Here is a 23,768-nt window from a genome sequence, read left to right on the forward strand (position 1 = left end):
TCCCAGGAGGCGCTTTGACCGGCTCCCGTCCCCTGCGTCCTCGGCTGCGCGCCCTGAGGCCCGAAGCCTTCGGCGCGGATCCGTCCGGCGCCCGCCTGGAGCGGATCCGGCGCTCGCCGAACTTCGCCGACGGCGTCTTCCAGAACCCGGTCGGGGCCCGGACCAGGCCCTCGGGCTCCATGATGGAGTTCGCCAAGATCTACTTCCACAAGGAGCAGCGGACCCGGCGCAACCCGGGTGCGCCGATCCCGGTGTACCCGACGACGCTCGCCGAGCTGGCGAAACCGCCGGTGAGCGGGTTGCGCCTGACCTGGATGGGGCACTCGGGCGTGCTCGCGGAGATCGACGGGCGGCGGGTGCTGTTCGACCCCGTGTGGGGTGAGCGGTGCTCTCCGTTCCCGTTCGCCGGGCCCAAGCGGCTGCACCCCGTCCCCGTACCGCTGGCCTCGCTGGGGCCGGTCGACGCCGTGGTGATCTCGCACGACCACTACGACCACCTCGACCTGCCGACCATCAAGGAACTGGCCGGGACGGACACCGTCTTCGCCGTGCCGCTCGGCGTCGGCGCCCACCTGGAGCGCTGGGGCGTGTCGCCGGACCGGCTGCGCGAGCTCGACTGGAACGAGGCCACCGAGATCGCGGGGCTCTCGCTGACGGCGACCCCGGCGCGGCACTTCTGCGGGCGCGGCCTGCGCAACCAGCAGAACACCCTGTGGGCCTCGTGGGTGGTCGCGGGCGACGAGCACCGCATCTTCCACAGCGGTGACACGGGGTACTTCCCCGGGTTCGCGGAGATCGGCGCCGCGCACGGCCCCTTCGACGCCACGATGATCCAGATCGGTGCGTACTCGGAGTACTGGCCCGACATCCACATGACCCCCGAGGAGGGCATGCAGGCCCACCTCGACCTCCAGGGCGGGATCCCGCACGGCACGATGCTGCCGATCCACTGGGGCACCTTCAACCTGGCGCTGCACCCGTGGGACGAGCCGGGCGAGGGCACCGTGGCCGCCTCCGAGGCCACCGGGGCGGCCATCGCGCTGCCGATCCCGGGCCAGCCGTTCGAGCCGGGCGACGCGGGCGCCCCGAGCGAGCCGTGGTGGCGCCCGTTCGTGGCCTCGGCCCCGCCCGCCCCGGCGACGCCGTCCCGCCCGGTCGCGACGACCCGGCCCCCGGCCGCGGCGCACGAGGAACCGGAGGCCGTCGGCTCGTAGGGGGTGCTTCCGGCGCTGGGGGGTGTGCGTCTCGTACGGTCCTTGCAGAACGTGCGCCCCCGGCGGATTCGGGCTGTCGTACGAGCGCTCCATCGGGAGCGGGAAGCACCCCGGCGAAGTTCCCCAACTGGCTGTCAGGGGCGGGATCGTGCGGTCTAGCGTGGGTATCCGGTGATCAACACCGTGATCCACACCGGGCCCCGGAACCCTGGGGGCCCGGGCCCCACGTAGAGGACGCCGATGTCCGGACTCCGCGCCGCCCGCCACGCCCCGTCGAGATACGCCGTCACCGGTCCCGGCCGGCAGATACGGCCCCAGCTGGTCCGCACCGCCCTGCTGCCCACGCTCGCCGCCGGGCTCAGCGGCGCCGCCGCGGTGATCTTCACGCTGCAGCTCGGCGGGGGCGCGGGGGCGCGGGACGCACGGCTCTGGCCGATCCTGGCGGGCTGCGCCCTGCTCGTCATCGGCGCGCTGGCCGCCGCCCTGCTCGGAGCCCAGCGTTCCGCCAAGGCCGTCCGGGATCGCTGCGAGGCCCTGCGCCGCTCCAGCGTGCGCGGACGCCAGGAGCTGCGGACCGCCGCCGAGCGGCTGGAACGGGGTGAGCCCCCGGTCCGCCCGGTCCGCGGCGGACCGACGGCGCCGCCGCCCGGCACCGACCCGGCCCGCGTCGACGAGTTCTGGCTGCTCTCCCAGGAGCTGCGCGGCGCCCGCGAACACGCGCACACGACCCTCGTACGGCTGGCCGGCCCGGCCGCGCCGTCCGACAGCGACCGCAAGGTCGAGGTCTTCGTCAACCTCGCGCGCCGGCTCCAGTCCCTCGTGCACCGGGAGATCTCGCTGCTCGACGAGCTGGAGGACACGGTCGAGGATCCCGACCTCCTCAAGGAGCTCTTCCACGTCGACCACCTCGCCACCCGGATCCGCCGCCACGCCGAGAACCTGGCCGTGCTCGGTGGCGCCGCCTCCCGGCGCCAGTGGACCCGGCCCATCGACCTGAGCGAGGTGCTGCGCTCCTCCGTCGCGGAGGTCGAGCAGTACACGCGGGTCAAGGTGGTGCCCCCGGCGGGCGGCACCGTACGCGGCCATGCCGTCGCCGACGTCGTGCACCTGCTGGCCGAACTGGTCGAGAACGCCACGGTGTTCTCCGCCCCCGACACCGACGTGGTGGTGCGCGCCGAGCGGGTCACCGCCGGCATCGCCGTCGAGGTGGAGGACCGCGGGCTGGGCATGCCGACCGCGGAGCAGCACCGGATGAACGCCCTGCTCGTCGACCCCGACCAGATCAGCGTCCGGCACCTGCTGGCGGACGGGCGGATCGGCCTGTTCGTGGTGTCGGCGCTGGCCCGGAGGCACGGGATCGCCGTCGAGCTCAAGTCCAACATCTACGGCGGCGTGCTCGCGGTGCTGGTGCTGCCGCAGGAGCTGCTGGGGGCGGAGGCGCCGAGCGCCGCAGATGCGCTCGGGGGCTCCCGGGCCACGTCGTGGGGGACCGGGGACGGGGGCGCCGGCCTGCCTCCTCTGGAGCCCGTACGGGTGGCCGTGCCGCAGCCGCCACAGCCGAAGCCGCGGCCGCAGTCGAAGCCGAAGCCGGAACCGCGGCCGGAACCACCGCTTCGACGGGAGCCGGAGCCGGCGGCACCGACCTGGGCGGCGCCGCCCGCGCCGCGCCCGCAGACGCGTACGCGGCCGAGGTCGGCGTGGCACGAGACGGATCGCCGGGAGCCGAGGGAGGCGCCGGCCGTCGAGACGACCCTGGACCTGGGCCTCGACCTGGGGCTGGACGTGACCTCGCCGGGCCGGGCCCCGGACCGGACCCCGGGCGCGACTCCGGGCGCGACTCCGGGCGCGACTCCGGGCGGGGGAGCGGCCGTACGGTGGCCCGCGCGGCCGGTCGTACAGGAGCCGGCACCTCCGGTGCCCGCGCCCGCCCCCGCACCCGTGCCGGTGGCCCCGCCGACCATGGCGGTGGTCTCCGTACCGGCCGCCCGGACGGATCCCGACCGGCCGGCCCTGCCCCGCCGCCGGGCCCAGCACCACCTCGTCCCGCAGCTGCGGGACGCCCCCGCCCCGCGGCCGGCCGACACACCCGAACAACCCGTGCACGACCCGGGCCTGATGGCCGCCTTCCAACGGGGCTTCGGCCTCGCCCAGTCGGAGAACCAGCCATGACCCCGACCTCTCACCTCAGCAAGGAGCGCACCACCATGGGCGGCGAAGCGGCGACGAAGACCAGCCGGCTCTCGGACCTCGACTGGCTGCTCAGCGGCCTGGTCCAGCGGGTCCCCTACACGCGCAGCGCGGTCCTCCTCACCGCCGACGGCCTCGTCACCTGCGTCCACGGCCTCGACAACGACAGCGCCGACCACCTGGCGGCCCTGGCCTCCGGGCTCTACTCGCTCGGGCGGAGCGCCGGATCCCGCTTCGGGGACGGCGCGGAGGTCCGGCAGGTGGTGGTCGAGCTCGACACCGCGATCGTGTTCGTGTCGGCCGCCGGGGCGGGCACCTGCCTCGCGGTCCTGGCCGACCGGGAAGCCGATGCGGGCGTACTCGGCTACGAGATGGCGATGCTGGTCAAGAGCGTCCGACCGTACCTCGCGGCCCCGCCGCGGCGGCCCGTCGGCGACCCGGAGTGATGTGCGCCCGCGTCACGTACGGCATGGGGGCTGCGCGGGACACGCCCTGGCTCGACGATTCGGCGGGCCGGGTGATGCGCCCGTACACCGCCAGCGGCGGGCGGACCCGCCCGACCGCCGCACTCGACCTGCTGTCCCTGGTGACCGCGACGGGGGTGCGGCCGCGCGGCCCGCTCGGCGCGGAGCACACGCTGGCGCTGCGCCTGTGCGCGGGCTCCGCGGCCGTCACCGTCGCCGAGGTGGCCGGACAGCTGCGGCTGCCGGCGGTGGTGGTGAAGGTGCTGCTGTCCGACCTGATGGAATACGGGGCCGTCACGGCGCAGGCGCCGCGGTTCCCGGGTGGCGGATACGTCGCCGCCGACGACCAGAACCTGCTCCGGGCGGTGCTCGATGGCCTACGCCGACGACTGTGACACCCGCCTCGCCCCTGCCCTGCCCGCGACGCTGAAGATCCTGGTCGCGGGAGGGTTCGGGGCGGGCAAGACGACCTTCGTGGGCGCGGTGAGCGAGATCGAGCCGCTGTGCACGGAGGAGCTGCTCAGCGGGCTGAGCGAGGGCCCCGACCCGCTCGACGGGGTCGAGGCGAAGACGTCGACGACCGTCGCGCTCGACTTCGGCCGGATCACCCTGGACGAGCGGCACGTCCTGTACCTCTTCGGTACGCCGGGGCAGCAGCGCTTCTGGTTCCTGTGGGAGGAGCTGTGCGCGGGTGCGCTCGGCGCGGTGGTGCTCGCGGACACGCGCCGCCTCGCCGACTGCTTCCCGGCCGTGGACTTCTTCGAGCGGCGCGGCATCGGGTTCATCGTCGCCGTCAACGAGTTCGACGAGGGCCACCGCTACACCGCCGCCGAGGTCCGGGATGCGGTGGGACTCGGGCCCGAAGTGCCCGTCGTACGGTGCGACGCGCGGCTGACCAGCTCGGGTACGGGGGCGCTGGCCGCCCTGGTCCACCACTTGCTCTTCATGGCGGCGACAGACAAGTCAGCAAAATCATGGGATGGGGATGGGGGGAAACTGCGATGACGTACTACGAGTCGACCGGACACCTGCTGCTCACGCCGGTGGACCGGGAGGCGCCCGCGCGCGCCGTCCGGCTGCGCGAACTGGGCCTGGGGGAGCGGGCGGACACGGAGCTCGACGCCTTCGCCCGGCAGATCGCCGAGGTACTGGCGGCCCCGTACGCGGGGGTCAACTTCGTCGGTGAGGAGCGGCAGTTCTTCGCCGGGCTGCACCACGCGCCGGACGCCCCGGCGAGCGGGTACCCGGCGCGGGTGCTGCCGCGGGACCGTGGGTACTGCCCGCACGTGGTGGTGCGGCGCCGGGCGCTGGTGCTGGAGGACGTACGGGACTTCGCGCGCTTCGCGGGCAACGCGGTGGTGGACGAGAGCGGGGTCCGGTCGTACGTGGGCGCGCCGCTGATCGACCGGACGGGGGCCGTCCTGGGCACGGTCTGCGCGGTCGACGTGGAACCCCGCCGCTGGGGCCTGAAAGGCCTGGCCACGGCCAAATCCCTGGCGGCGGACCTCCTGGAGATCATCCACGCGCGCGAAGACACCCTCCGCACCGGCTGAGCCCCCGTCCGGGGGCGGTTGTCAGTGCCGGCCGTTACGGTCGACGACATCAGCCCGACCGGTGGTGGGGAGAGGAGTCGCGCGATGGCCGTGACCGCCGAGGACGTGCGTACGACCGCGCTGTCGCTGCCCGGCAGCAGCGAGAAGCTCGCATGGGGCATGCCCACGTTCCGGGTGGGCGGGAAGATATTCGCCGCGCTCGGCGAGGACGACGCCTCGATCGGGGTGAAGTGCCCGAAGGAGGACCGCGCCGAGCTGATCGCCGCCGAGCCGGAGAAGTTCTTCATCCGGGAGGGACACGACGACAACTACGCCTGGCTCCGGGTCCGGCTGGCGGCGCTGGAGGGCGCCGCCGAGCTGCGCGCGATCCTGATCGACTCCTGGCTCCAGGCGGCCCCCAAGCGCCTGGCCGCGGCCCACCCGGAACTGGACGGGCGCTAGCGCGGCTGGACGAAGGCGCCGATCCGCTCACGGAGGGAGTGCGGGTCGAGGCCGTGCGCGGCGGTGTGCTCCTCGATCGTGCCGTAGCGGCGGAGCTCGGCGCGGCCGACGCCGAGGCCGAGGATCCGGTGCGGGACCTCCGTCAGGGCCTGCGCCGCGGCCGCCGTGGAGGTGCCGGCCAGGTACGGCTCGACGAGGACCACGTCGGCCGTGCCCCGGCCGACGGCCCCGCGCAGGGCCGAATCGTCGAAGGGCCGCACGGTCGTGGCGTACAGCACGGTCACGTCCAGCCCCTCCGTCGCGGCGAGCACGTTGTCCAGCAGCGGGCCGACGGCGACGACGACGGCGGCGCCGGGGCCTGCCTCCCGTACGGTCAGGAAGCCCGCGCCGTTCACCGCGCGCGGGGCGGCGTTCGACTGCTGCGAGAGGCGCACGTAGACCTTGTCGTCCCCGGCGGCGTAGGCGTGGCGCAGCAGCGCCTCGGCCTCGTCCGGATGCCCCGGCACGTGGACCGTCCAGCCGTCGAGGGTGTCCATCAGCGCCACGTCCCCCGGTGCCATGTGCGTGAGCCCGCCGGCCGGCCAGTCGTAGCTGGCGCTCGCGCTGACCAGGACCCCGCCCGTGCCCTGGTGCCCGAAGTCCAGCTTGACCTGCTCGAACGGCCGCTCCACCAGGAAGCTGGCGAAGGTGTGCACGATCGGCCGCAGCCCGGTCAGGGCCAGCCCGCCGCCGACCCCGATCAGCAGCTGTTCCCTGATCCCGACGTTGATCACCCGCTCCGGATGGCGCTGCCGGCCGGGCCGGAACCCGTCCATGGTGATCTCGGCGAGCACGAGCGCCAGCCGCGGATCCTCGTCGAGCGCGCGCGAAGTGACGGAGACGAACCGCTCCCGCATGTTGTCCACGACCAAACCCCTCTACTGCTTCTTCTCGACACGGGCGATGACGGCGTGGGGCCGGCCCGGATGCGGTGTGGTGAATGCGGCGTGCAGCGCCGCGTGGTCCCGGCCGTCGACGGTCACCGCCGACCAGCCGGCGGCCTCGAAGCGGGAGGCGATCCCGCCGCGCCAGCCGTGGGTCGCGGAGTCGTTGTCGATCACGACGGTGTGCAGCCGCTCCAGCCCGGCGGCGCCGGCGTAGGCGATGGCCTCGTGGTTGCTGCCCTCGTCGAGCTCCGCGTCCCCGATCAGCACCCACACCGCCGGGTCGTCCAGCCCCTGAGCCCGCAGCCCGAGCGCGCTGCCGACGGCGAGCGGCAGCCCGTGCCCGAGCGAGCCGCTGCCGATCTCCACTCCGGGGATCAGCGTGCGGTCCGGGTGGTGCCCGAGGGGCGAGTCGTACGAGCCGAAACCGCGCAGCCAGTCCACCGGGAAGAACCCCTTGGCGGCGAGTACGGCGTAGTACGCCATCGGCCCGTGCCCCTTGGAGAGCAGGAACCGGTCGCGCCCGGCCTCCTCGGCCGCCTCGGGCTCCACGCGCAGCACCCGGTCGTAGAGCACCCACAGCACGTCGAGCGTGGAGTGAGCGGCGGGCCCGTGCTTCTCGGCCCCGGTCATGAGCGCGATGAGCCGGCCCAGATCCTCGTAGCGGAACCCCGTGTCCGCGGTTGCCTGTGTCATGCACCGATCGTGCAACCTCAAGTCTGCTTGAGGTCAAGCCCGCCCCGACCTGACGAAAGGTGCGCGCGACCACCCCGCGAAGTGCGGTATTGTTCTCCTGCGCGTTCGGCCAGGGAAAACCCCAGGTCAACGGGTATCGGGACGTGGCGCAGCTTGGTAGCGCACTTGACTGGGGGTCAAGGGGTCGCAGGTTCAAATCCTGTCGTCCCGACCATGCTTGATGCAGGTCGGAGGCCGTTCTCTCACACGTGAGAGAACGGCCTTTTCCATGCCCGGAATGCTGGTGGTCGCAGTGCGGTCGCACGCCCGCTCTGGGGTTGGTCGGCGGTGGGGTGGAAGCCGGTCGGGGCGGGGGAGCGGAGCCGGTTGAGGGCTTCGCGGAGGTGCTGGAGGTTGGTCGCGTGGTGGTCGCAGCCGTTCCGGCCAGGCCCGTCGGTCGTTTCGCTTCTGGGCTCGGGTGAGGGTGGCTGTGTACGCGAGTTGAGTTGCGACATCGTTTCGACACGCGATGTGGGAGTCGCACGCTCGCTGCGAACAGCCGATGTGCGCGGGAACGGGAGGCACTCCCGAACCTGCGGGCCACCGTCCTCGCCCTGTTCGGGCTCCGCTTCGTGGAAGCCGTGTACGTCATCTCCATGGCGGGGTTTCCCCAGATCGGACCCCAGCCCCCGGCAGCCGACTGGGCCCTGATGATCCGTGAGAACGCCCGGGCATCCTCCTCGACCCCTGGGCCGTACTCGCCCCCGGCCTGGCCATCGCCGTCCTGGCGATCAGCTTCAACCTGGCCTCCGCCTCCCTCGCCTCCCGCTCCGCACTCAAGGCGGTGACCACCTCGTGAGCGACACCGCACCCGCAGCGGAACACCCGTCCACCCCGACCACGGCGACCCCCTTCCGCGGCATCGTCGCCGAGACCGCCGGCGACCCGAGCGACGAAGCCGTGCCCGGGCTCCTGCGCGAGTGCCGCCTCCCGGTCGACGACGGCCTGCCCGACCGACGCCCCACCGCGATATCCGGCGGCCAGCAGCGCCGTGTGGCCCTTGCCCGGGCCCTGGCCCGCACCCCCGAGATCCTCCTCCTCGACGAACCCACCGCCGGACTCGACTCCGGCCTCCGCGATGAGATCGCCGAACTGCTCCGTGACCTGTCCACGAGCCGGGGCCTGGCCGTCGTCATGGCCTGCCACGACCCCGAACTCGTCGAGGCCTGCGCCCATCACGTCGTACGCCTCACCGCACCCGACGCCGGTCCCATGTCACCGGTTTCCAAGGAGGACGGGGAAGGGCTGCGCGCGCAGGGCATCCGCGTCGCCTTCAGCCACCGCGCCGGGCGCCAGCAGGCTCTCGACTCGGTCGACTTCGCCGCAGCTCCCGGCACCGCCACCGGAATCGTCGGGCCCTCGGGCTCCGGCAAGACCACTCTGCTCCGTGTGCTGGCGGGGCTCCACCCTGCGGACGCCGGCCGGCTCACTCTGGATGGTCACCCGCTCGCCTTCACCGCCCGCAAGCGCCGGCGCGAGCGCCATCGTCGAATTCAACTCGTGCCGCAGAACCCTCTCGATGCCCTGAACCCCTCCCGTACCGTCGGCGCCGCCCTCGCCAGACCCCTGCGCCTGCACAGCGGGCTGCCGCGGCCGCAGATCGCGGGAAACGTCGGCGAGCTCCTGGAGCAGGTTGAACTCCCGGCCGACTTCGCCGCCCGATACCCCGGCGAACTCTCCGGCGGCCAGCGTCAGCGCGCATCCGTCGCCCGAGCCCGAGCCCGAGCCCGAGCCCTCGCCACCGATCCCGGCTACCTGCTCTGCGACGAGATCACGTCCGCCCTCGACCCCGAGACCGCCGTCACGTCATGGAGCTGCCGGCCCGTCTGCGCACCGAACGCGGTCTGACCGTCGTGACGGTCTCCCACGAGCTCCACCTGATCGCCGCCCACACCGACACCGTGCACCTCCTGGAGACCGGCCGAGTGACCACCCGCGGGGTCACCGCCGAGCTCGTCCCCGGCGCGTGAGAGCCGGCCTCGGGCTCAGGGGTGCGGGATGGTCTCCCCAGCCACGGTTTTCAGTGCCTCGGCGAACACGGCGACGACGTCGCCGGGCATGGCGTAGCCGCGGATGCGTCGGTCTGCGGCCGCGGCGAGCTGTGCTGCGGGCATCGGAGCGGCCCCGTCGATAATGGTGGTCGGGGCGGACCTACCGCCGCAGGGACGAGGCCGCCGGACCGTATCGGATGCGGTCCACCTACTCTCTGTCTACAGAGCAGTAGTCGATCTGCCTCGCTGTAGACGATCTCCGTGAGAGGAAGGTGTCATGACGGGCAGCGCGAGCGAACGCCGGCCGGCCGGCGAGTTGGAGGCCAGCGTCCTGGCGGCGCTGTGGGCTGCGGGGAAGCCGCGGTCGGCGGCGCAGGTCAGGGAGGCGATACCGCAGCCGCTGGCCCGGACCACGGTGGCGACGCTGCTCGCCCGGCTGCACGAGAAGGGCGTCATCGACCGCAATCCCGACGGGCGGGGCTTCCTGTACTTCCCGGTGGAGGACGCGCACGGCCTCACCGCCCGCCGGATGCACCGCGAGCTCGATCAGGACGGTGACCGCAGCGTCGTCCTGGCCCGGTTCGTCGAAGGGCTCGGCTCCGACGACGAGGCGGAGCTCAGGCGGCTGCTGGAGGGAGGCGGGCAGTGATTGCGCTGCTGATCGTCCCCCTCCTCCTGCCCTGGCTCCTGCCGCCGCTCGCCCGGCGCACGGCGGGCCGGGTGCGTCCTGAGGTCGCGCTGTGGACGATCACCACCGCCACGGGAGCGCTGGCCCTCGGGGTCGTGGCGTGCCTGGGCGCCCTGCTGCTGCCCCTGGCCCTGACGATCCCGCCCCTGGCTGCCCTCGTGCACCTGATCCAGCCGTTCCAGGCCGGTCCGGCGCCGCTGGCGCTGGGCATCTCCGTGCTGTCCTCCGGGATCGTCGCGGCCATCGGCGTCACCGTGGCCCGATGCGGGCTGTCCGAGGCCAAGCACCTGCGTACCGCCCACGGCGACGTCGCCCACCTCCCGGCGGTCGGGGGGTTGTGCGTATTGTGCGACCCGCGCCCGGACGCCTACGCCCTTCCCGGTGGACTGCGGGGCGAGGGCCGGGTCGTGGTGACCACCGGCATGTTGCGCTCACTGGAGCCGCGCGAACGAGAAGCCCTCCTGGCCCACGAGCGCGCGCACCTCGCCTCGCGCCACCACCTCTTCCTCGCCGTCGCCCAGCTCGCCGGATGGTGTCACCCGGCGCTGGCCGCCGTCATCCCGCAGGTGTCGTTCGCCGCTGAACGGGCGGCGGACGAGTCCGCGGCCCGCACCACCGGCAGCCGGACGCTCACCGCGCATGCCGTGGGGCGCGCTGCGCTGGCCGTCACCCGTGGCGGCGAGCGGCCCGGGGGATCCGTGCTGGCGGCGGGAGCTGTCACCGGGCCGGTCCCCGCCCGGGTGAAGGCCCTGCTCACCCAGGCGCCGGCCCGGCGCATCGCCCCCGCGGTGCTGGCCATGGCCCTGCTGTGCACCGCGGCCGGCGCATCCTCCCTGGCCGGGGCCGTCTGGCTGCACCAAGGGGTCGAAATCGCCCAGGGCGAGCACCCCGCCGACTGATGTCCGGCAGGCCGTCGGGGCCTTGTCGGTCCCGGCTTCCGGTGCTCGCCGAATGTGCGCGTAAGGGCAGCCTTTCCTTACTGTCTACATGTGAGTAGACTCCGCGGCGGCCGGGCCTGATTTCCCGGTGCTTGCATACCCCCGCGTGAAACGAGGCCCCCATGCCCGCGAGATCCCGTCACCTGCTTGCCGGCGCCAGCGCCGTCATAGCGGCCGTCGTATCGCTTTCGGGCTGCTCGCAGAAATCCGCGAGCGGCGACGGTGCGATCAAGGTGACGGCCTCGGACTCTGCCTGCGAGGTCTCCAAGGCCGAATTCCCGGCCGGACACCTCACCCTGGACGTGGAGAACACCGGCTCCAAGGTCACCGAGGTGTATGTGCTGTTCCCGGACGACCGGATCGCGGCGGAACGCGAGAACATCGGCCCGGGCACCAAGACCTCGATCACCGCCGAGCTCAAGGCGGGCGACTACGAGATCTCCTGCAAGCCCGGCATGAAGGGTGACGGCATCCGCCAGAAGGTCACAGCCACCGGGCAGAACGCGGCTGCCAAGCGGAGCCCGGAGGCGGACGCCGCCGTCGCCGCCTACCGTTCGTACGTCCTCGAACAGGCACAGGAGACCCTCCCGAAGGCCAAGGAATTCGCCGACGCCGTCAAGGCCGGGGACCTAGAAACCGCGAAGAAGCTCTACGCACCCTCCCGCATCGGCTGGGAGCGCACCGAGCCGGTCGCCGAGTCCTTCGGCGACATCGACCCGAAGGTCGACGTACGCGAGGACGGTCTGGAGGCCGGGCAGGACCCGGCGAAGGACTGGACCGGCTGGCACCGCCTGGAGAAGGCGCTGTGGCAGGACGGCAAGATCGGCGACCGGGAGAAGGAACTCGCCGGCCAGCTCATGACCGACCTGAACGACTGGGTGACGAAGGTCGGCACCGCCGAGATCACACCCACCTCCATGGCGAACGGTGCCAAGGAGCTCCTCGACGAGGTCTCCCGCAACAAGATCACCGGTGAGGAGGACCGCTACTCCCACACCGACCTCGTGGACTTCAAGGGCAACCTCGAAGGGGCCCAGAAGGCGTACGAGCTCCTCAAGCCCGTCGCCGCCAAGAACGACCCCCAGCTGGTGAAGGACCTCGACGGCCAGTTCGCGGCCCTGGCCGCGCTGCTGGACAAGTACCGGATCGGCACGAGCGGATACGAGTACGCGTCCTACGGCACCATCGCCGAGCCGCAGCGCAAGGAGCTCTCCGACGGCGTGAACGCACTCGCCGAACCCCTGTCCAAGCTCGCCGCCGCCGTCGCAAAGTAGTCCGGAAGGACACCGCCACCCATGTTCGGCAACTTCCTGATCGGACTGCGCGAAGGCCTCGAAGCGAGCCTCGTCGTCTGCATCCTCGTCGCCTACCTCGTCAAGACCGGCAACCGCCGCCAGCTCCCGCCCCTGTGGGCCGGCGTCGGCATCGCGGTCGCCCTCAGCCTCGCCTTCGGGGCGCTCCTCCAGTTCGGCTCCTCCACCCTGACCTTCCAGGCCAAGGAAGCCCTCGGCGGAACCCTGTCCGTCCTGTCCGTCGCCCTGGTCACCTGGATGGTGTTCTGGATGCGGCGCACCGCCCGCCATCTCAAGAGCGAACTCCAGGACAAGCTGGACGCCGCCCTCGCCGTCGGCACCGGAGCCCTCGTGGTGACCTCCTTCTTCGCAGTCGGCCGCGAAGGCCTGGAAACCTCCCTGTTCATCTGGACCGCGGTCCAGGCCACCGGCGACGGCGTCCGCCCCCTCGTCGGCGCCCTCCTGGGACTCGCCACTTCCGTCGTCCTCGGCTGGCTCTTCTACAAGGGCGCCCTGCGCATCAACCTGGCCAAGTTCTTCCGCTGGACCGGCGCCATGCTCGTCGTCGTCGCCGCGGGCGTTCTCGCGTACGGCATCCACGACCTCCAGGAAGCCGACATCCTGCCCGGTCTGCACCGCCTGGCGTTCGACATCAGCGCGGCCGTGCCGCCGGACTCCTGGTACGGCACCCTCCTCAAGGGCGTCTTCAACTTCCAGTCCGACCCCACCGTGCTCCAGGTGACCGTCTGGGGCCTGTACCTGGCACCGGTCATGGCCTTCTTCCTCGCCCCGGAACGAACCCGGCCCGTCCCTCGGCCGAAGGCCACCGGGGCACCGGCAGCCGAGTAGGCGGCCTGCCGCCCGTCGCCGCCGCCCGGCCCGCCACGCTCCGCAAGGACCGGCCGGTCGGCGCTCGGTGGGCAGGGGAGCGACGGTGTACCACGGCACAAGAACGACACGGCGGCAGCGCGGGACAGCGCTGCCCGAGCGGACCCGCCGAGGGGTCCCTCGGCCCCGCGGCGATCCCCGGGGCGCTCAGCCCCTGCGAGTTGCGCGACGCATACTCATCGACGCCCACGACCCGCGGGGCCGGCACTTCCGGTTCGGGAAGGGCCGGCCGCGCGCGCGTCCACCGGACGCAGGACGGTACTGCGGCTGACGGACATACCCATGACGCGGGTCGAACGCCCGCCCGGCCTGCACTAAATCCCGGACTTGCGGCGCGCGCGGGCCGGAGCGGCTCCAATCACCGTCGCTCGTTCTCGAGGCGGTACCCGTAGCCGCGCAGGGTGGTGATGCTGGGGGCTTGCGCAGGCTGTCGGGAGTCGGGGGCGGACTGCTGGAGGCGCCGGCGGAGCGAGGCGAGGGTGACGTCCAGCGTTTTGGTCGGCCCGAACCAGTTCTCGTCCCACACCTGCGCCATCAGGTCTTCACGGGACACGGCAGCGCCGGCGTGTCGGGCCAGGACGGCGAGCAGGTCGAATTCCTTCGGCCGCAGGGGGACTTCGACGTCCCCGAGCAGGCATTTGTGGGCTCGGGTGTCCAAGGTGAGGTCGCCGATCCGGTACGTCGTCTCGCGCTCGCCGTGACCGGCCGGGAGGCGGCGCAGGTGGGCGCGGAGCCGGGCCAACAGCACGGACAGGGTGAAGGGCTTGACGAGGTAGTCGTCGGCTCCCGCGTCGAGGCCCGCGATGACGTCGATCTCCTCACTGCGGGCGGTCAGGATGACGAGCAGCAGGTAGGGATGGCGGCTGCGCAGCTCGCGGGCGATGTCGATGCCGTCGGCGTCGGGCAGTCCGAGGTCGAGCAGCACGACGTCAGGGGGCGTGGCGCGGGCGGCGGCGAGGCCGCCGCTGCCGGTGCGGCACCAGGTGGTGGCGTACCCCTGCGCCCGCAGTCCGGTGTCGAGGTGCCGTCCGATGGTGTCGTCGTCCTCGATGACCAGGAGGACGGGGGCGGGGCTGCGGTCCTGGGGCGCGGGCATGGTCAGAGCGTAGGCGTACGCCTCACAGTTCGCGCAGTTCCTCGACGGCCGGACGGGAGGAGCGCCGGGCGGCGTTCAGGGCGGCGGCGGCGGTGAGGACGAGGTAGGTCCATGGGACGGCGGTGGTGGCGGGCGGCGGGTCGAAGACGCCGGTGAGGACCTTGACGAGCATCTGCGACAGGGACCAGCCGATGAGGGAGCCGCCCGCGAGCCCTCCCGCGGTCAGGGCCGCCGCCTCGGTGAGGACGAGTCCGCGCAGCTGGCGCCGGGTGGCACCGAGGACGGTGGCGATCGCGAAGGTACGTCGCCGCTCGGCCAGGCCCAGGGCCAGGACGAGGCCGCCGGACGCGGCCGCCAGCAGGACGGCGAAGCCGAGTTCGATCCGGGTGAGTCCGGCCAGGTCCACGGAGGTGAGGCTGGAGCCGACGGTGGAGCGGGTCAGGGTGAGGTCCGTGACCGTGGCCGCGGTGCCCAGCTGACGGCGGAGGCCGGCGGCGATGCCGCCCTGATGCGTGCCGCCGGTGTCCAGGAGGAAGGCACCGACGGCGTCGTTGCCGGTACTGCGGGCAACGTAGTCGGCGTTGGCGACGAGGAAGCGGAGGTTCCCCGACTGGAGCAGGACGCCGATCCTGGCTGTCGGGGATGTCGCCGGCCGGGTTGGACTCCGCCGGAACCGGTGCGGCGGCTGTGCCGGGTGGCCGGGGAGCGGCGGGCTGGGAGGCGCCGCCGCATCCGGCCAGGACGGCGCCGGCCAGCGCGAGTGCGGCCAGAGGGAGGGCGGGAGTGCGTCGCATGATCCTCGCGTCCTTTGCGGAGGGCGGACTGCTCTGTCGACGACGTTAGGAAGAGGATGGTCGGCGCCCGGCCCGGGCACGGTGAGAGGACGGTAAAACCCGCCGTCGGTTGCGGAAGCCGTGCCCGGCGGCCACGCGCCCCCATGATGGGCGGCATGAGAGCGCGCGTGGTCCGCGTGGCCCTGGTGGCTGCGGCTGTGGCCCTTCTTCTGCTGGCCGTGCCGCTGGCCGTGGCCATCCGGTTCACGTTCTTCGCCGACGAGTACGGGGAGCTGGAGCGGGACGCCACGGCCGCTGTCGTACGGGTCGGGCCCGAGTTCACCTCCGGAGACCCCGTGGAGCTCCCCGGCAGGCGGGGCGAAGCGCGGCTGGGCGTCTATGACACCGCCGCCAGGCTGCGCTCCGGAGCGGGGCCGGCCGCGGGCGGCGACGCCGTCCGCCGAGCGCTGGCCGGGGGCGTGGCCCAGGAGCAGCCCGGTGGCGAACTCGTCGTTGCGGTACCCGTGTCCAGCGGTGAGCGGGTCATCGGGGTGATCCGTGCTTCGACCCTTGCCCGCAGCGTGTGGACACGGGTGCTGTGGGGCTGGGCCGCTCTGCTGGGACTCTGTCTGCTGGCGCTCGGCGCGGCCGTCGTCGTGGCCCGCAGGCAGGCGTCCGCCCTCAGCTCCCCGCTGGAGGCCCTCGCCCTTACCTCGCTCGCCATCGCCGATGGCGATCTGACGGCCAGGGCCCCTCGCAGCACGATCACCGAGATCGACGAGGTGGCGCGCGCCCACAACGCGATGGTCACCCGACTCGCACGGCTTCTGGAACGCGAACGGCACTTCACCGCCAATGCCTCCCACCAGCTGCGCACCCCCCTGACCGGAATGCAGCTCGGCCTGGAAGCGGCCTTGGCCGACCCGGACACGGATCCGCGCGCCGCGCTCGCGGAGGCGGCGGAGCAGTCACGGCACCTGGACCGCACCATCGACGAGGTGCTGCGGCTGGCCACGACGGATGCCTCTGCGCCTGTACCTGCCTCGGCGCAGCCGGTCGGTGATCTGCTGGAGGCGGCCGAGCGCCGGTGGCATGGCGTGCTGGCCCAAGACGGCCGCCGTCTGACCATGGGCTGGGAGTCGGCGGTGGGACAGTTGTCCGTGCCCGGCCGCACCACCGATCAGATCCTCGACATCCTCTTGGACAACGCCCACCGCCACGGCGGCGGAACCGTCACGCTGACCCTGCGCGACCTGGGAACGGCGCTCGCCCTGGACGTCGCCGACGAGGGAACCGCCGCCCTGGACGCTCGGATGATCTTCGAACGCGGTACCGGTACCGGTACCGGTACCGGCTCGGGCATCGGGCTGGCACTGGCGCGGGAGCTGGCCGAGGACGCCGGTGCCCGCCTGGGGCTGACCGGGCTCGCCCCCACCCGCTTCACCCTGCTGCTGCCGCTGGACGAAAGCGCGTGACCCGGTTCGCGGCGAGCTTCTGCAGCAGGCTGAACGCGAGCACGGGCAGCAGGATCTGCGGCCGGTCCGGCATCGCGGTGGTGATGAGCACGGCGCCCGCGCTGCTGTTGCTCATGCCGCAGGCCAGCGTGACGGACATGCCGGCGGGCGTTGTCAGACGCAGGGCGCGGGCGCAGCAGCGGCCCCAGCCGAAGGACAGGACGCAGACGACCACGGCGGTGCCGCCCGCCGCGAGGAGGAGCAGCGGGCGGGGGTGCATAAGGAACTGGCCCAGCGCGCCGCTGGCGTTGACGTAGGTGAGCAGGAGCGCGGCGAGGACCGCCGTGAGCGCGGCCAGGGGCAGCATGGTGCGCTCCGCGCGTTCGGGTAACAGGAGGCGGCAGCCGATGCCGGCGGCGCAGGGCAGTAGGACCCCGGTGAGAGCGAAGCCGCTGCCCGTGGCGTGTGCGGCGGCCGCCAGGGACTGCGCGTACTCGGAGCTGAGCAGTGGGGCCAGGGCGCCGATCGTGACCGGCACGGTCAGGGGGCTGACGAGAGCGGACGCGAGGACCAGGCCCAGTATGGCCGGTTCGTCACCCCGGCCCCCGCCGGTCCACACGGTGGCCCCGGCGGCCACCGGCATGGCGAGCGTCAGGATCATCGCGGCGACCATGCCGCTGCCGCCGTCGGAGTCGGGAGAGCAGCGCAGGGCCAGGACGACGACGGGGATGATCAGCAGCGGTGTGGTCAGGTGGAGGGCCAGTCCGGCCACCAGGACGCGGGGCCGGCGCAGCATGCGGGTCAGGCCTCGGGGGCAGGCCCGCAGCCCGGCCGCGAACAGGACGGCGGCGAGCAGGATCTGCGGGATGCTGACGCCGGCACGCATCGGTGCGCCCAGAGCCGCGGTATGCGCGTGGCTCAGCCACAGGCCCGGGGCGGGCAGGGCGGCGGCCGCGACGTAAGCCGCGCAGGAGGCCCGGCCGAGCCGTCTGCGCAGGAACGTCAGCGGCCCGGCGAGGAGATGTCCGGAAGGCGGCGCGGTCTGCATGGCGGGGAGCGTAGGCGCGGCGCGGTCCCGGGCCGCGGCATTCGGGCCGTCGCGGCCGAAAGCGCTCAGGATGTGTTCAGGCAGCAGCAGGCAGCGTCCGCGGTATGACATACGAGACTCAAGCGTCCTACGGCTCGCCCGCGCCCACCGTGGCCCGACGCAACAAGGTCCCCGAGATCACCGCCTACTTCTGGGTGATCAAGGTGCTGTGCACCACCGTGGGTGAGACCGCGGCCGACTTCTTGAACGCGCAGCTGGGCCTGGGCCTCACGGGCACCTCCCTCGTGATGGCGGCCCTGCTGGTGCTGGCCCTGATCGCGCAGTTCCGTACGGCCGCCTACCACCCCGGCGTCTACTGGCTGGTCGTGGTACTGGTCAGCATCGTCGGCACTTTGATCAGCGACAACCTCACGGACAACCTGGGCGTCGCGCTGGAGGTCACGACCGCTGTGTTCGCGCTGGCCCTGGCGGCCACCTTCGCCCTCTGGTTCAAGGCGGAGGGGACGCTGTCGATCTACCGCGTCGACTCGGTGCGCCGCGAGGGGTTCTACTGGGCGGCGGTGCTGTTCACCTTCGCGCTGGGCACCGCGGCCGGCGACCTCGTGGCGGAGCGGATGTCCCTGGGATACTGGGTCGCCGCAGTGCTCTTCGGCCTGGTCATCGCGGTAATCGCGCTCACGCACTACACCATGGGGCTGGGCACGGTGCTGAGCTTCTGGACCGTGTACGTCCTCACCCGCCCGCTCGGTGCCTCGGTGGGCGACTTCCTGTCGCAGCCCGCCGACGACGGCGGCCTGGGGCTCGGTACGGTGATCACCAGCGCGCTGTTCCTCGCGGTGATCCTGGCCCTCGTGGTGTTCCTCGCGGTGTCCCGGCGCGATGTGACGGACGGGGAACAGGTCACCCGGCCGGCAGTGTGACCACGAACCGCGTACCGGGCCCGTGGCGTTCGTCATGGTGGACGTCACCGCCCACGGAGCGGGCCAGGCGCCGCGCGAGCGGCAGCCCGAGGCCCGCTCCGGTGTGTCCGTCGCCGGGGTCTGCGCGCCGTCCCGGGAGGAAGAGCTCTGCGGTGAAGCGAGGCGGCACGCCCGGCCCGTCGTCGGTGATCTCGACGTGGATCCTCCCGTCCCGGCGGCAGGCGCTCAACAGGACGCGGGAGCGGGCGTGCCGCAGGGCATTGTCGAGCACGGGGCTCACGGCCCGTTCGAGGAGGGCCTGCGGGACGCCGGCGGTCAGGCCCTCGGCCGTGGCCGAGACCCGGACATCGACCGAGCCCGAGGGGGAGACCCTGCCGCTGAGCTGGATCAGCGCGGACCGGACGTCAGCGCTGCCGCGCCGGGTGGTGGCACTGCCACGGGCATCGTCGAGGAGGGTGTCGCAGATGGTGACCATGGAGTGTGCGGCGCCCTCGATGGCGGTGCAGGCGCGTTGCGTCTCGGAGGGGGAGCGCGGCCGGCTCTGCCACCAGTCGAGTTCGGCGATGACCCGGGCGAGCGGGTTGCGCAGCTCGTGGGACAGCTCCCGGGTGAGCTGTTGCTCGTGGCGCAGCCCCGACCGGATGCGGTCCAGCAGGGCGTCCAACGAGTTTCCGAGCCGGGCGAGTTCGTCGGGCCGTCGGGCGTCGCCGAACCGGTCGTCGCAAGCCGCCGCACTCCAGGCGGTGGCCTGTTCGGTCATGGTGCGCACGGGACGCAGCGCGCGGCCCACCGCGAGGTGGGTCAGCGCGTACGTGCAGGCCAGCACGGCCGCGTCCAGCGCGAGCGACGCGTACAGCACGGTGTCCGCGGAACCGCGGTAGGGGGCGAGACCGAGGGCGGTGACCACGGAGGCCGGTGCGGTCCCCTCGCCCGCGACCGACTGCACGCACAGCCGGACCGGCTCCCGGTCCCCGACGGTGGCGCAGCGTCGGCCTCCACCGGCTGCGAGGGCGTCGGCGGCCCGGCTGAGCGGTCCTTCGGCGGCTGCGCCGGGCGGGGTCTCCAGCCGCACGGGTCCCGCGTAGATCCAGACGTCGGCGTCGAGTACGTCGTCGTTGGGTACTTCCACGACGCGAGCCGCGGGTCCGGTGGTGTCCACCGTCGCGGCGATCGCTGCGGCCCGGGTGTGCAGGTGGTCGTCCGCCTGCTGCTGGAGCCGCTGGCGGACGACGGCGTTGAAGACGACGGTGAGCACGATCATCAGGAGTGACGCCGCCACGAGCGCGACCAGCGAGAGCCGACCGCGCAGGGTGCGGGGAAGCCGGCCGTGCTTCAGGAGGTTCATGACAGGCGGTGCCCCATCCCGCGGCTGGTGGTGAGCGTCCGTTCGCTGCCGGCGGTACGGAGCTTGCGGCGCAGCCGGCTCAGGTACTGGTCGAGGGTGTTGTCGCTGACCTGGGCGCCCTCGGGCCAGCCGGCCCGGATGAGCTCACGGCGAGCGACGAGGCCGCCCTCGGCGGCGATGAGCACCGCCAGCAGCCGGAACTCTGTCGGAGTCAGCCGCACGGGCGCCCCCGCGACGGTGCAGGTGTAGCGGACCGGATCGAGCAGCAGGTCTCCTGCCGTGGCGGCCGTGGCGGCCGTGCGCGGGCCTGCCCGCCTGAGTGCGGCCCGAAGGCGGGCGGCGAGCTCGGTGAGGTGGAAGGGTTTGGCGAGGTAATCGTCGCCCCCGGCGGAGAATCCGGTCAGCCGGTCGGTGAGGTGGTGGTGGGCCGTCAGGAAGACGACGGGGGCGAGGAACCCGCGGGCCCTGAGGGCCTGGCAGACGTCCCGGCCGTCCGCGTCCGGCAGCCCGACGTCCAGGACGACCGCGTCGAAGCCGTCCCCGGCCAGCCGCAGGGCGCCGGCCCCGTCAGCCGCGGGGGCCGGGTCGAAGTCCTCCTCGCGCAGGCCGCGCAGCAGTACGTCCCGGAGCGCGTGGTCGTCCTCGACGACGAGGATGCGCCGGCGCACGTCAGACGGCGGGCGCCGGCTGGTCACCCGTACGCCACAGGTATACGAAGGCCAGGAAGGACAGCCAGGCGGTGGCGAAGAGCCAGCCCCCGATGACGTCCGTGAACCAATGGACCCCCAGATAGGCGCGGGTGAGGCCGACGGCCGCCCCCCAGGCCCCGATCAGGACGAGCGCGGTGCGGGGTACCGGGGAACCGCGCAGGAACAGCGCTGCGACCAGGAGTCCGGCGGTCATCGCGGCGGTGGTGGTGTGGCCGGAGGGGAAGGACCAGCCCGAGGCGTGCGCGGCCCAGTCGCCGACGGCGGGGCGCGGGCGGGCGATCACCGTCATGGCCGCGTACCGCAGGGCCTGGCCCACGCCGAGGCACACCATCAGGGCGGCCGCCGTCCAGGCGCGCTCCCGGGTGGTGCGGCCCGCGTACAGGCCCGCCAGCAGGAGAAGGGCGTACGGGACGACACCGGTGCCGGTGTCGGTGACCGCACGGGCCAGGGCCGAGGCGACGGCGGGGCGGTGCTCCACGGACCAGCGGTGCAGGCCCGCATCGGAGGGCAGCAGGTGGCCCGGGGCCCGTACGACCCACACCGTCAGCAGCGCGAAGAGCACTGCGGAGGTCAGGGCCACCAGCCCGGTCCGGCGGACGAGCCGGGCGCGGTTCACGCGGCGGCCAGGAGCGGGCGCAGCGGGCTGCTCTTCAACCGCCCGGCCAGTGCCTTTTGATGCCGCCGGACGGTCCGGGCCGAGACGAAGGCCACGAGCGCGCCGACAAGGAATCCGGCGAGGGCGTCGTGCGGGTAGTGCGCGCCCACCCAAACCCGGGAGGCGGCCATCAGGACGGCGGCGATCAGGGCCACGGCGCCGAGCCGGCGCGATACGAAGAGCAGCGCGACGGCCGCCGCGGCGGCGAGGGCGGCGTGATTGCTGGGGAAGGACCAGTCACCGGGCGCGGGGCACGCTTCCAGGGTGACCACCCGGAGGGTCCGGCACGGCCGGTCCTCGCGCACGGCGAGCTTGACCAGGGCATCGATACCGAAGGCGAGGAGCGTGATCAGTGGTACCGCGAGGGCTGTGACCGCCTCGGGCGTGCCCGCGCGCCGGGCCCGCCACCACCCGGCCAGCATCAGCAGGGCGAACAGGGCCAGTCCGTAGGTCGACCAGGCGGAGATCACCGTGTCCAGCCAGCCCGGAGCGCGGTGGGTGAGGCCGATCACGTCGGTGTAGGCGGAGCCGTCGATGCGCGAGCCATCGTACGGGGGTGACATCAAACGGTTCCGTTCTGGTACTTGCTGCCGGTCCGGTGGGAGCGGAGCGGCTCGATCGTCAGGGGCAGCGGAGATTGGGCGACGACCAGGCCGACGACGGCAAGAGGTATCCCCGCCGCACGTCTACTGCACTGTAGACGGTCGTGGGGTAAGGGCGGGATCAGTGGCCGTGTCGTCAGCCGATCGAGCACCCGCCGGTGATCTGGAACGGGCGGGCGACGCGGGATACGTCCGAGGACGGACCCCGCCGGAACGCACCCTTCCGTCAGGCGGTCAGAACGCAGGTGCGGCGGCTGCGCCGTACGCCGGCTGAGCGACATCCTGTTGTCCCGACCAGCGTTTACGCACGTCGGAGGCCGTTCTCTCACACGTGAGAGAACGGCCTTTTCCATGCCCGTGCGGTGCCGCCCTGCGGCGGCGGTGCGTCAGCTCTGTGCGGTGTCGTCGTCCGCCTGCCCGGCGCCCTCGCCTGCGGCTGCCTTCTCGCGCATCTTGCGCACCAGCTCCGCCTTCTGGTCGGCGGCACCCCGGCGGTCGAGGTTGCGGTGCGGACCGTTGTTCTGCCGTTCGGCGCGGGACTGCCTCTTGCGCTGGCCGCCGCCCTGGCCCACGGGGTTGTTGATGTTCTTGCTCACGGTCACGGGTTCTCCCGGTAATGATGTGAAGTGATCTACGGATTCATCGGTGGGGGACGGGCGGCGACGTCGAAGGACGTCAGCAGGGGCCCGTCACGCTCTCACTCGTAAATCGGCCTCTGGAAGAACATGACAAAGACGGTACCCGGTTCCGTCGGCCCCGCACACCAACTCTTTCGCAGCGGGCTGGTCCGCAGCCGGCCCCGCGGCGACGATTTGGCTGGTCAGCGGACGAGTATGTGGCCGTCTTGGGGGCGGTGGTCGCGGGAGCGGCGCAGGTCGGTGGTCACGTACGTGCGTTGCAGCCAGCGGTCCGCTCCGTCGTATCGAGGGTGGAAGGCGGTGCGGCCGTGGACGCTGACGCGGTTGTCGATGACGACCAGGTCGCCGGGTGTCAGGCGCAGAGTGCGGGCGGTCGCCTCGCAGGCGCGGCCGAATTCGGCCAGCGCCGCTGCGGCCCGAGGGGTGAGCGGGGTGGTGACGAGTTGGGCCATGCGTATGTCGGGATCCTCGACTGCTCCCGACAACACAGGTCGGGGCTTGACACCGGACTCGGTCGCGGCAGCGTCGGGGCCGAAGGAGGGTGGTGGTGTGGTGAGGAACTCCGACGCGAACAGGGCCTGGCGGTCGGCCGGAGTGAGGAGCGGCAGTGCTTGGCGGATGCCGGCGATGCGCATGCCCGCGCGTCGGTCGTGGTCGGCACGCAGGCACAGGAAGACCACATAGTCGGGTGGGTGGGGGTGGAAGCCGTTCTCGGTGTGGAAGGACAGCGGCACCGATCCGGCGTTGCCGTGGAAGGTCTCCTGCCCGGGGACGGGCACGACGTCCTGCACGAGGGCGCCGGATTTCTCCGCCAGGTAGGCGAGGGGCTCGCCGAGCCCGCATGCCACCATGGTGAGCACCGCCGCCGAGAGGGTGGCCTGGCGCTGGACCGATCCCGGTACGGTCGGTGTCGCGGGCAGGGCCCCTTGATCGACGGGCAGGCCGCGGATCACCAAGGTGCCGTACGGGCCGGAATGCCTTCTGAACCGGCGCACCTCACGGCGCAGCAGTAGCGGAAGGTCTTCCCACGCGTCCCGGGCCCGGGCCACCCACTCGGGGCTGTCGACCCGGTCGTGCCCGCGGGTGCACAGGGTGCGGGCCAGCCGCTCGCACGTGGCGGCATCGGCCGTATCCAGCTCCAGGTCTGCGGCGAGGACGGTGCTTCGGGTGGTGTCGGGTGTCGTCTCGGGCATCGGGCTCTCCTGCCGGGGGC

At 72.8% G+C, this 23,768-nt stretch carries 27 protein-coding genes, 1 tRNA gene and 1 pseudogene; 17 read left to right on the forward strand and 12 right to left on the reverse strand.

What is annotated here, in order from left to right; translation table 11 throughout:
* The first annotated feature begins 14 nt into the window (after positions 1–14).
* The 7 genes from ACIQU4_RS10780 (at position 15) to ACIQU4_RS10810 (ending at position 5,859) form a co-directional block, all read left to right on the forward strand.
* The gene (locus tag ACIQU4_RS10780; protein ID WP_403728106.1) at positions 15–1,214 is read left to right on the forward strand and encodes an MBL fold metallo-hydrolase; all 1,200 of its coding nucleotides are present in this window, start codon (positions 15–17) and stop codon (positions 1,212–1,214) included.
* A gap of 240 nt (positions 1,215–1,454) precedes the next feature.
* The gene (locus ACIQU4_RS10785) at positions 1,455–3,383 is read left to right on the forward strand and encodes an ATP-binding protein (protein ID WP_403728108.1); all 1,929 of its coding nucleotides are present in this window, start codon (positions 1,455–1,457) and stop codon (positions 3,381–3,383) included.
* A gap of 35 nt (positions 3,384–3,418) precedes the next feature.
* Positions 3,419–3,847, forward strand: a complete 429-nt coding sequence (locus ACIQU4_RS10790; protein ID WP_403728525.1) for a roadblock/LC7 domain-containing protein — start codon at positions 3,419–3,421, stop codon at positions 3,845–3,847.
* A 23-nt stretch (positions 3,848–3,870) separates the two neighbouring features.
* The gene (locus ACIQU4_RS10795) at positions 3,871–4,260 is read left to right on the forward strand and encodes a DUF742 domain-containing protein (RefSeq protein WP_403728527.1); all 390 of its coding nucleotides are present in this window, start codon (positions 3,871–3,873) and stop codon (positions 4,258–4,260) included.
* The gene (locus tag ACIQU4_RS10800; protein ID WP_403728110.1) at positions 4,238–4,870 is read left to right on the forward strand and encodes a GTP-binding protein; all 633 of its coding nucleotides are present in this window, start codon (positions 4,238–4,240) and stop codon (positions 4,868–4,870) included. Before ACIQU4_RS10795 ends, ACIQU4_RS10800 begins: the two co-directional genes overlap by 23 nt.
* The gene (locus ACIQU4_RS10805; protein ID WP_403728112.1) at positions 4,867–5,418 is read left to right on the forward strand and encodes a GAF domain-containing protein; all 552 of its coding nucleotides are present in this window, start codon (positions 4,867–4,869) and stop codon (positions 5,416–5,418) included. Before ACIQU4_RS10800 ends, ACIQU4_RS10805 begins: the two co-directional genes overlap by 4 nt.
* An 84-nt stretch (positions 5,419–5,502) precedes the next feature.
* Entirely contained in the window at positions 5,503–5,859 is a 357-nt protein-coding gene (locus ACIQU4_RS10810; RefSeq protein WP_403728114.1) for an MmcQ/YjbR family DNA-binding protein, read from the forward strand.
* On the opposite strand, the gene ACIQU4_RS10815 is transcribed toward ACIQU4_RS10810, so the two are convergent.
* Positions 5,856–6,764, reverse strand: coding sequence for a transketolase family protein (locus tag ACIQU4_RS10815; RefSeq protein ID WP_403728116.1), 909 nt, complete (start codon positions 6,762–6,764; stop codon positions 5,856–5,858). The genes ACIQU4_RS10810 and ACIQU4_RS10815 overlap by 4 nt on opposite strands.
* A gap of 12 nt (positions 6,765–6,776) precedes the next feature.
* Complete coding sequence (locus ACIQU4_RS10820) at positions 6,777–7,478, reverse strand: transketolase (RefSeq protein WP_403728118.1); 702 nt, start codon at positions 7,476–7,478, stop codon at positions 6,777–6,779.
* A 137-nt stretch (positions 7,479–7,615) separates the two neighbouring features.
* Here ACIQU4_RS10820 and ACIQU4_RS10825 point away from each other — a divergent pair.
* The 4 genes and pseudogenes from ACIQU4_RS10825 to ACIQU4_RS10840 all read left to right on the forward strand — a co-directional run bounded on the left by ACIQU4_RS10825 (position 7,616) and on the right by ACIQU4_RS10840 (position 9,487).
* A tRNA-Pro gene (locus tag ACIQU4_RS10825) sits at positions 7,616–7,692 on the forward strand.
* A gap of 340 nt (positions 7,693–8,032) precedes the next feature.
* Positions 8,033–8,316: pseudogene (locus tag ACIQU4_RS10830) on the forward strand (ABC transporter permease); the annotation flags it as partial.
* Positions 8,313–9,365 (forward strand): ATP-binding cassette domain-containing protein, encoded by a 1,053-nt coding sequence (locus ACIQU4_RS10835; RefSeq protein ID WP_403728120.1) that lies wholly within the window; start codon positions 8,313–8,315, stop codon positions 9,363–9,365. The pseudogene ACIQU4_RS10830 and the gene ACIQU4_RS10835, both read left to right, overlap by 4 nt.
* Entirely contained in the window at positions 9,326–9,487 is a 162-nt protein-coding gene (locus tag ACIQU4_RS10840) for a hypothetical protein (RefSeq protein ID WP_403728122.1), read from the forward strand. The genes ACIQU4_RS10835 and ACIQU4_RS10840 overlap by 40 nt, the downstream gene beginning before the upstream one ends.
* 15 nt (positions 9,488–9,502) lie before the next feature.
* Here the strand turns inward: ACIQU4_RS10840 and ACIQU4_RS10845 are convergent, their stop codons facing one another.
* A complete protein-coding gene (locus ACIQU4_RS10845) occupies positions 9,503–9,631 on the reverse strand; it encodes a hypothetical protein (RefSeq protein WP_403728124.1) in 129 nt (42 codons plus the stop codon).
* Between the two features lie 154 nt (positions 9,632–9,785).
* Between ACIQU4_RS10845 and ACIQU4_RS10850 the strand changes: the two genes are divergently transcribed.
* The 4 genes from ACIQU4_RS10850 (at position 9,786) to efeU (ending at position 13,275) form a co-directional block, all read left to right on the forward strand.
* A complete protein-coding gene (locus ACIQU4_RS10850) occupies positions 9,786–10,157 on the forward strand; it encodes a BlaI/MecI/CopY family transcriptional regulator (protein WP_403728126.1) in 372 nt (123 codons plus the stop codon).
* Complete coding sequence (locus ACIQU4_RS10855; RefSeq protein ID WP_403728128.1) at positions 10,154–11,095, forward strand: M56 family metallopeptidase; 942 nt, start codon at positions 10,154–10,156, stop codon at positions 11,093–11,095. The genes ACIQU4_RS10850 and ACIQU4_RS10855 overlap by 4 nt, the downstream gene beginning before the upstream one ends.
* Positions 11,096–11,256: 161 nt before the next feature.
* Entirely contained in the window at positions 11,257–12,408 is a 1,152-nt protein-coding gene (gene efeO, locus ACIQU4_RS10860) for an iron uptake system protein EfeO (protein WP_403728130.1), read from the forward strand.
* Positions 12,409–12,429: 21 nt separating this feature from the next.
* On the forward strand, positions 12,430–13,275 hold the full coding sequence (gene efeU, locus ACIQU4_RS10865) for an iron uptake transporter permease EfeU (protein WP_403728132.1): 846 nt from the start codon (positions 12,430–12,432) through the stop codon (positions 13,273–13,275).
* A gap of 397 nt (positions 13,276–13,672) precedes the next feature.
* Here efeU and ACIQU4_RS10870 read toward each other — a convergent pair whose 3' ends face one another.
* Positions 13,673–14,410: a response regulator transcription factor gene (locus tag ACIQU4_RS10870; protein ID WP_403728133.1), complete on the reverse strand. Its 738-nt coding sequence runs from the start codon at positions 14,408–14,410 to the stop codon at positions 13,673–13,675.
* Positions 14,411–14,432: 22 nt separating this feature from the next.
* Positions 14,433–15,284 (reverse strand): ABC transporter permease, encoded by an 852-nt coding sequence (locus ACIQU4_RS10875; protein ID WP_403728135.1) that lies wholly within the window; start codon positions 15,282–15,284, stop codon positions 14,433–14,435.
* Between the two features lie 75 nt (positions 15,285–15,359).
* On the opposite strand from ACIQU4_RS10875, the gene ACIQU4_RS10880 reads away from it, so the two are divergent.
* Positions 15,360–16,658, forward strand: a complete 1,299-nt coding sequence (locus ACIQU4_RS10880) for a histidine kinase dimerization/phospho-acceptor domain-containing protein (RefSeq protein WP_403728137.1) — start codon at positions 15,360–15,362, stop codon at positions 16,656–16,658.
* On the opposite strand, the gene ACIQU4_RS10885 is transcribed toward ACIQU4_RS10880, so the two are convergent.
* Positions 16,624–17,685, reverse strand: a complete 1,062-nt coding sequence (locus ACIQU4_RS10885) for a sodium-dependent transporter (RefSeq protein ID WP_403728138.1) — start codon at positions 17,683–17,685, stop codon at positions 16,624–16,626. The two genes, ACIQU4_RS10880 and ACIQU4_RS10885, sit on opposite strands and share 35 nt — an antisense overlap.
* Before the next feature lie 104 nt (positions 17,686–17,789).
* On the opposite strand from ACIQU4_RS10885, the gene ACIQU4_RS10890 reads away from it, so the two are divergent.
* Positions 17,790–18,605: a hypothetical protein gene (locus tag ACIQU4_RS10890; protein ID WP_403728139.1), complete on the forward strand. Its 816-nt coding sequence runs from the start codon at positions 17,790–17,792 to the stop codon at positions 18,603–18,605.
* Here ACIQU4_RS10890 and ACIQU4_RS10895 read toward each other — a convergent pair.
* From ACIQU4_RS10895 to ACIQU4_RS10920, 6 genes are all read right to left on the reverse strand, one after another.
* On the reverse strand, positions 18,586–19,950 hold the full coding sequence (locus ACIQU4_RS10895; protein ID WP_403728140.1) for a sensor histidine kinase: 1,365 nt from the start codon (positions 19,948–19,950) through the stop codon (positions 18,586–18,588). The genes ACIQU4_RS10890 and ACIQU4_RS10895 overlap by 20 nt on opposite strands.
* Entirely contained in the window at positions 19,947–20,618 is a 672-nt protein-coding gene (locus ACIQU4_RS10900; protein WP_403728529.1) for a response regulator transcription factor, read from the reverse strand. Before ACIQU4_RS10900 ends, ACIQU4_RS10895 begins: the two co-directional genes overlap by 4 nt.
* A gap of 1 nt (position 20,619) precedes the next feature.
* Entirely contained in the window at positions 20,620–21,276 is a 657-nt protein-coding gene (locus tag ACIQU4_RS10905; protein WP_403728142.1) for a phosphatase PAP2 family protein, read from the reverse strand.
* A complete protein-coding gene (locus tag ACIQU4_RS10910) occupies positions 21,273–21,878 on the reverse strand; it encodes a phosphatase PAP2 family protein (protein WP_403728144.1) in 606 nt (201 codons plus the stop codon). The genes ACIQU4_RS10905 and ACIQU4_RS10910 overlap by 4 nt, the downstream gene beginning before the upstream one ends.
* Before the next feature lie 425 nt (positions 21,879–22,303).
* Positions 22,304–22,519, reverse strand: coding sequence for a DUF6243 family protein (locus tag ACIQU4_RS10915; RefSeq protein ID WP_403728146.1), 216 nt, complete (start codon positions 22,517–22,519; stop codon positions 22,304–22,306).
* A gap of 218 nt (positions 22,520–22,737) precedes the next feature.
* The gene (locus ACIQU4_RS10920; RefSeq protein WP_403728148.1) at positions 22,738–23,748 is read right to left on the reverse strand and encodes a TauD/TfdA family dioxygenase; all 1,011 of its coding nucleotides are present in this window, start codon (positions 23,746–23,748) and stop codon (positions 22,738–22,740) included.
* Positions 23,749–23,768 lie beyond the last annotated feature (20 nt).

The organism is Streptomyces sp. NPDC090741, from assembly GCF_044769045.1.
Classification (GTDB): Bacteria; Actinomycetota; Actinomycetes; order Streptomycetales; family Streptomycetaceae; genus Streptomyces.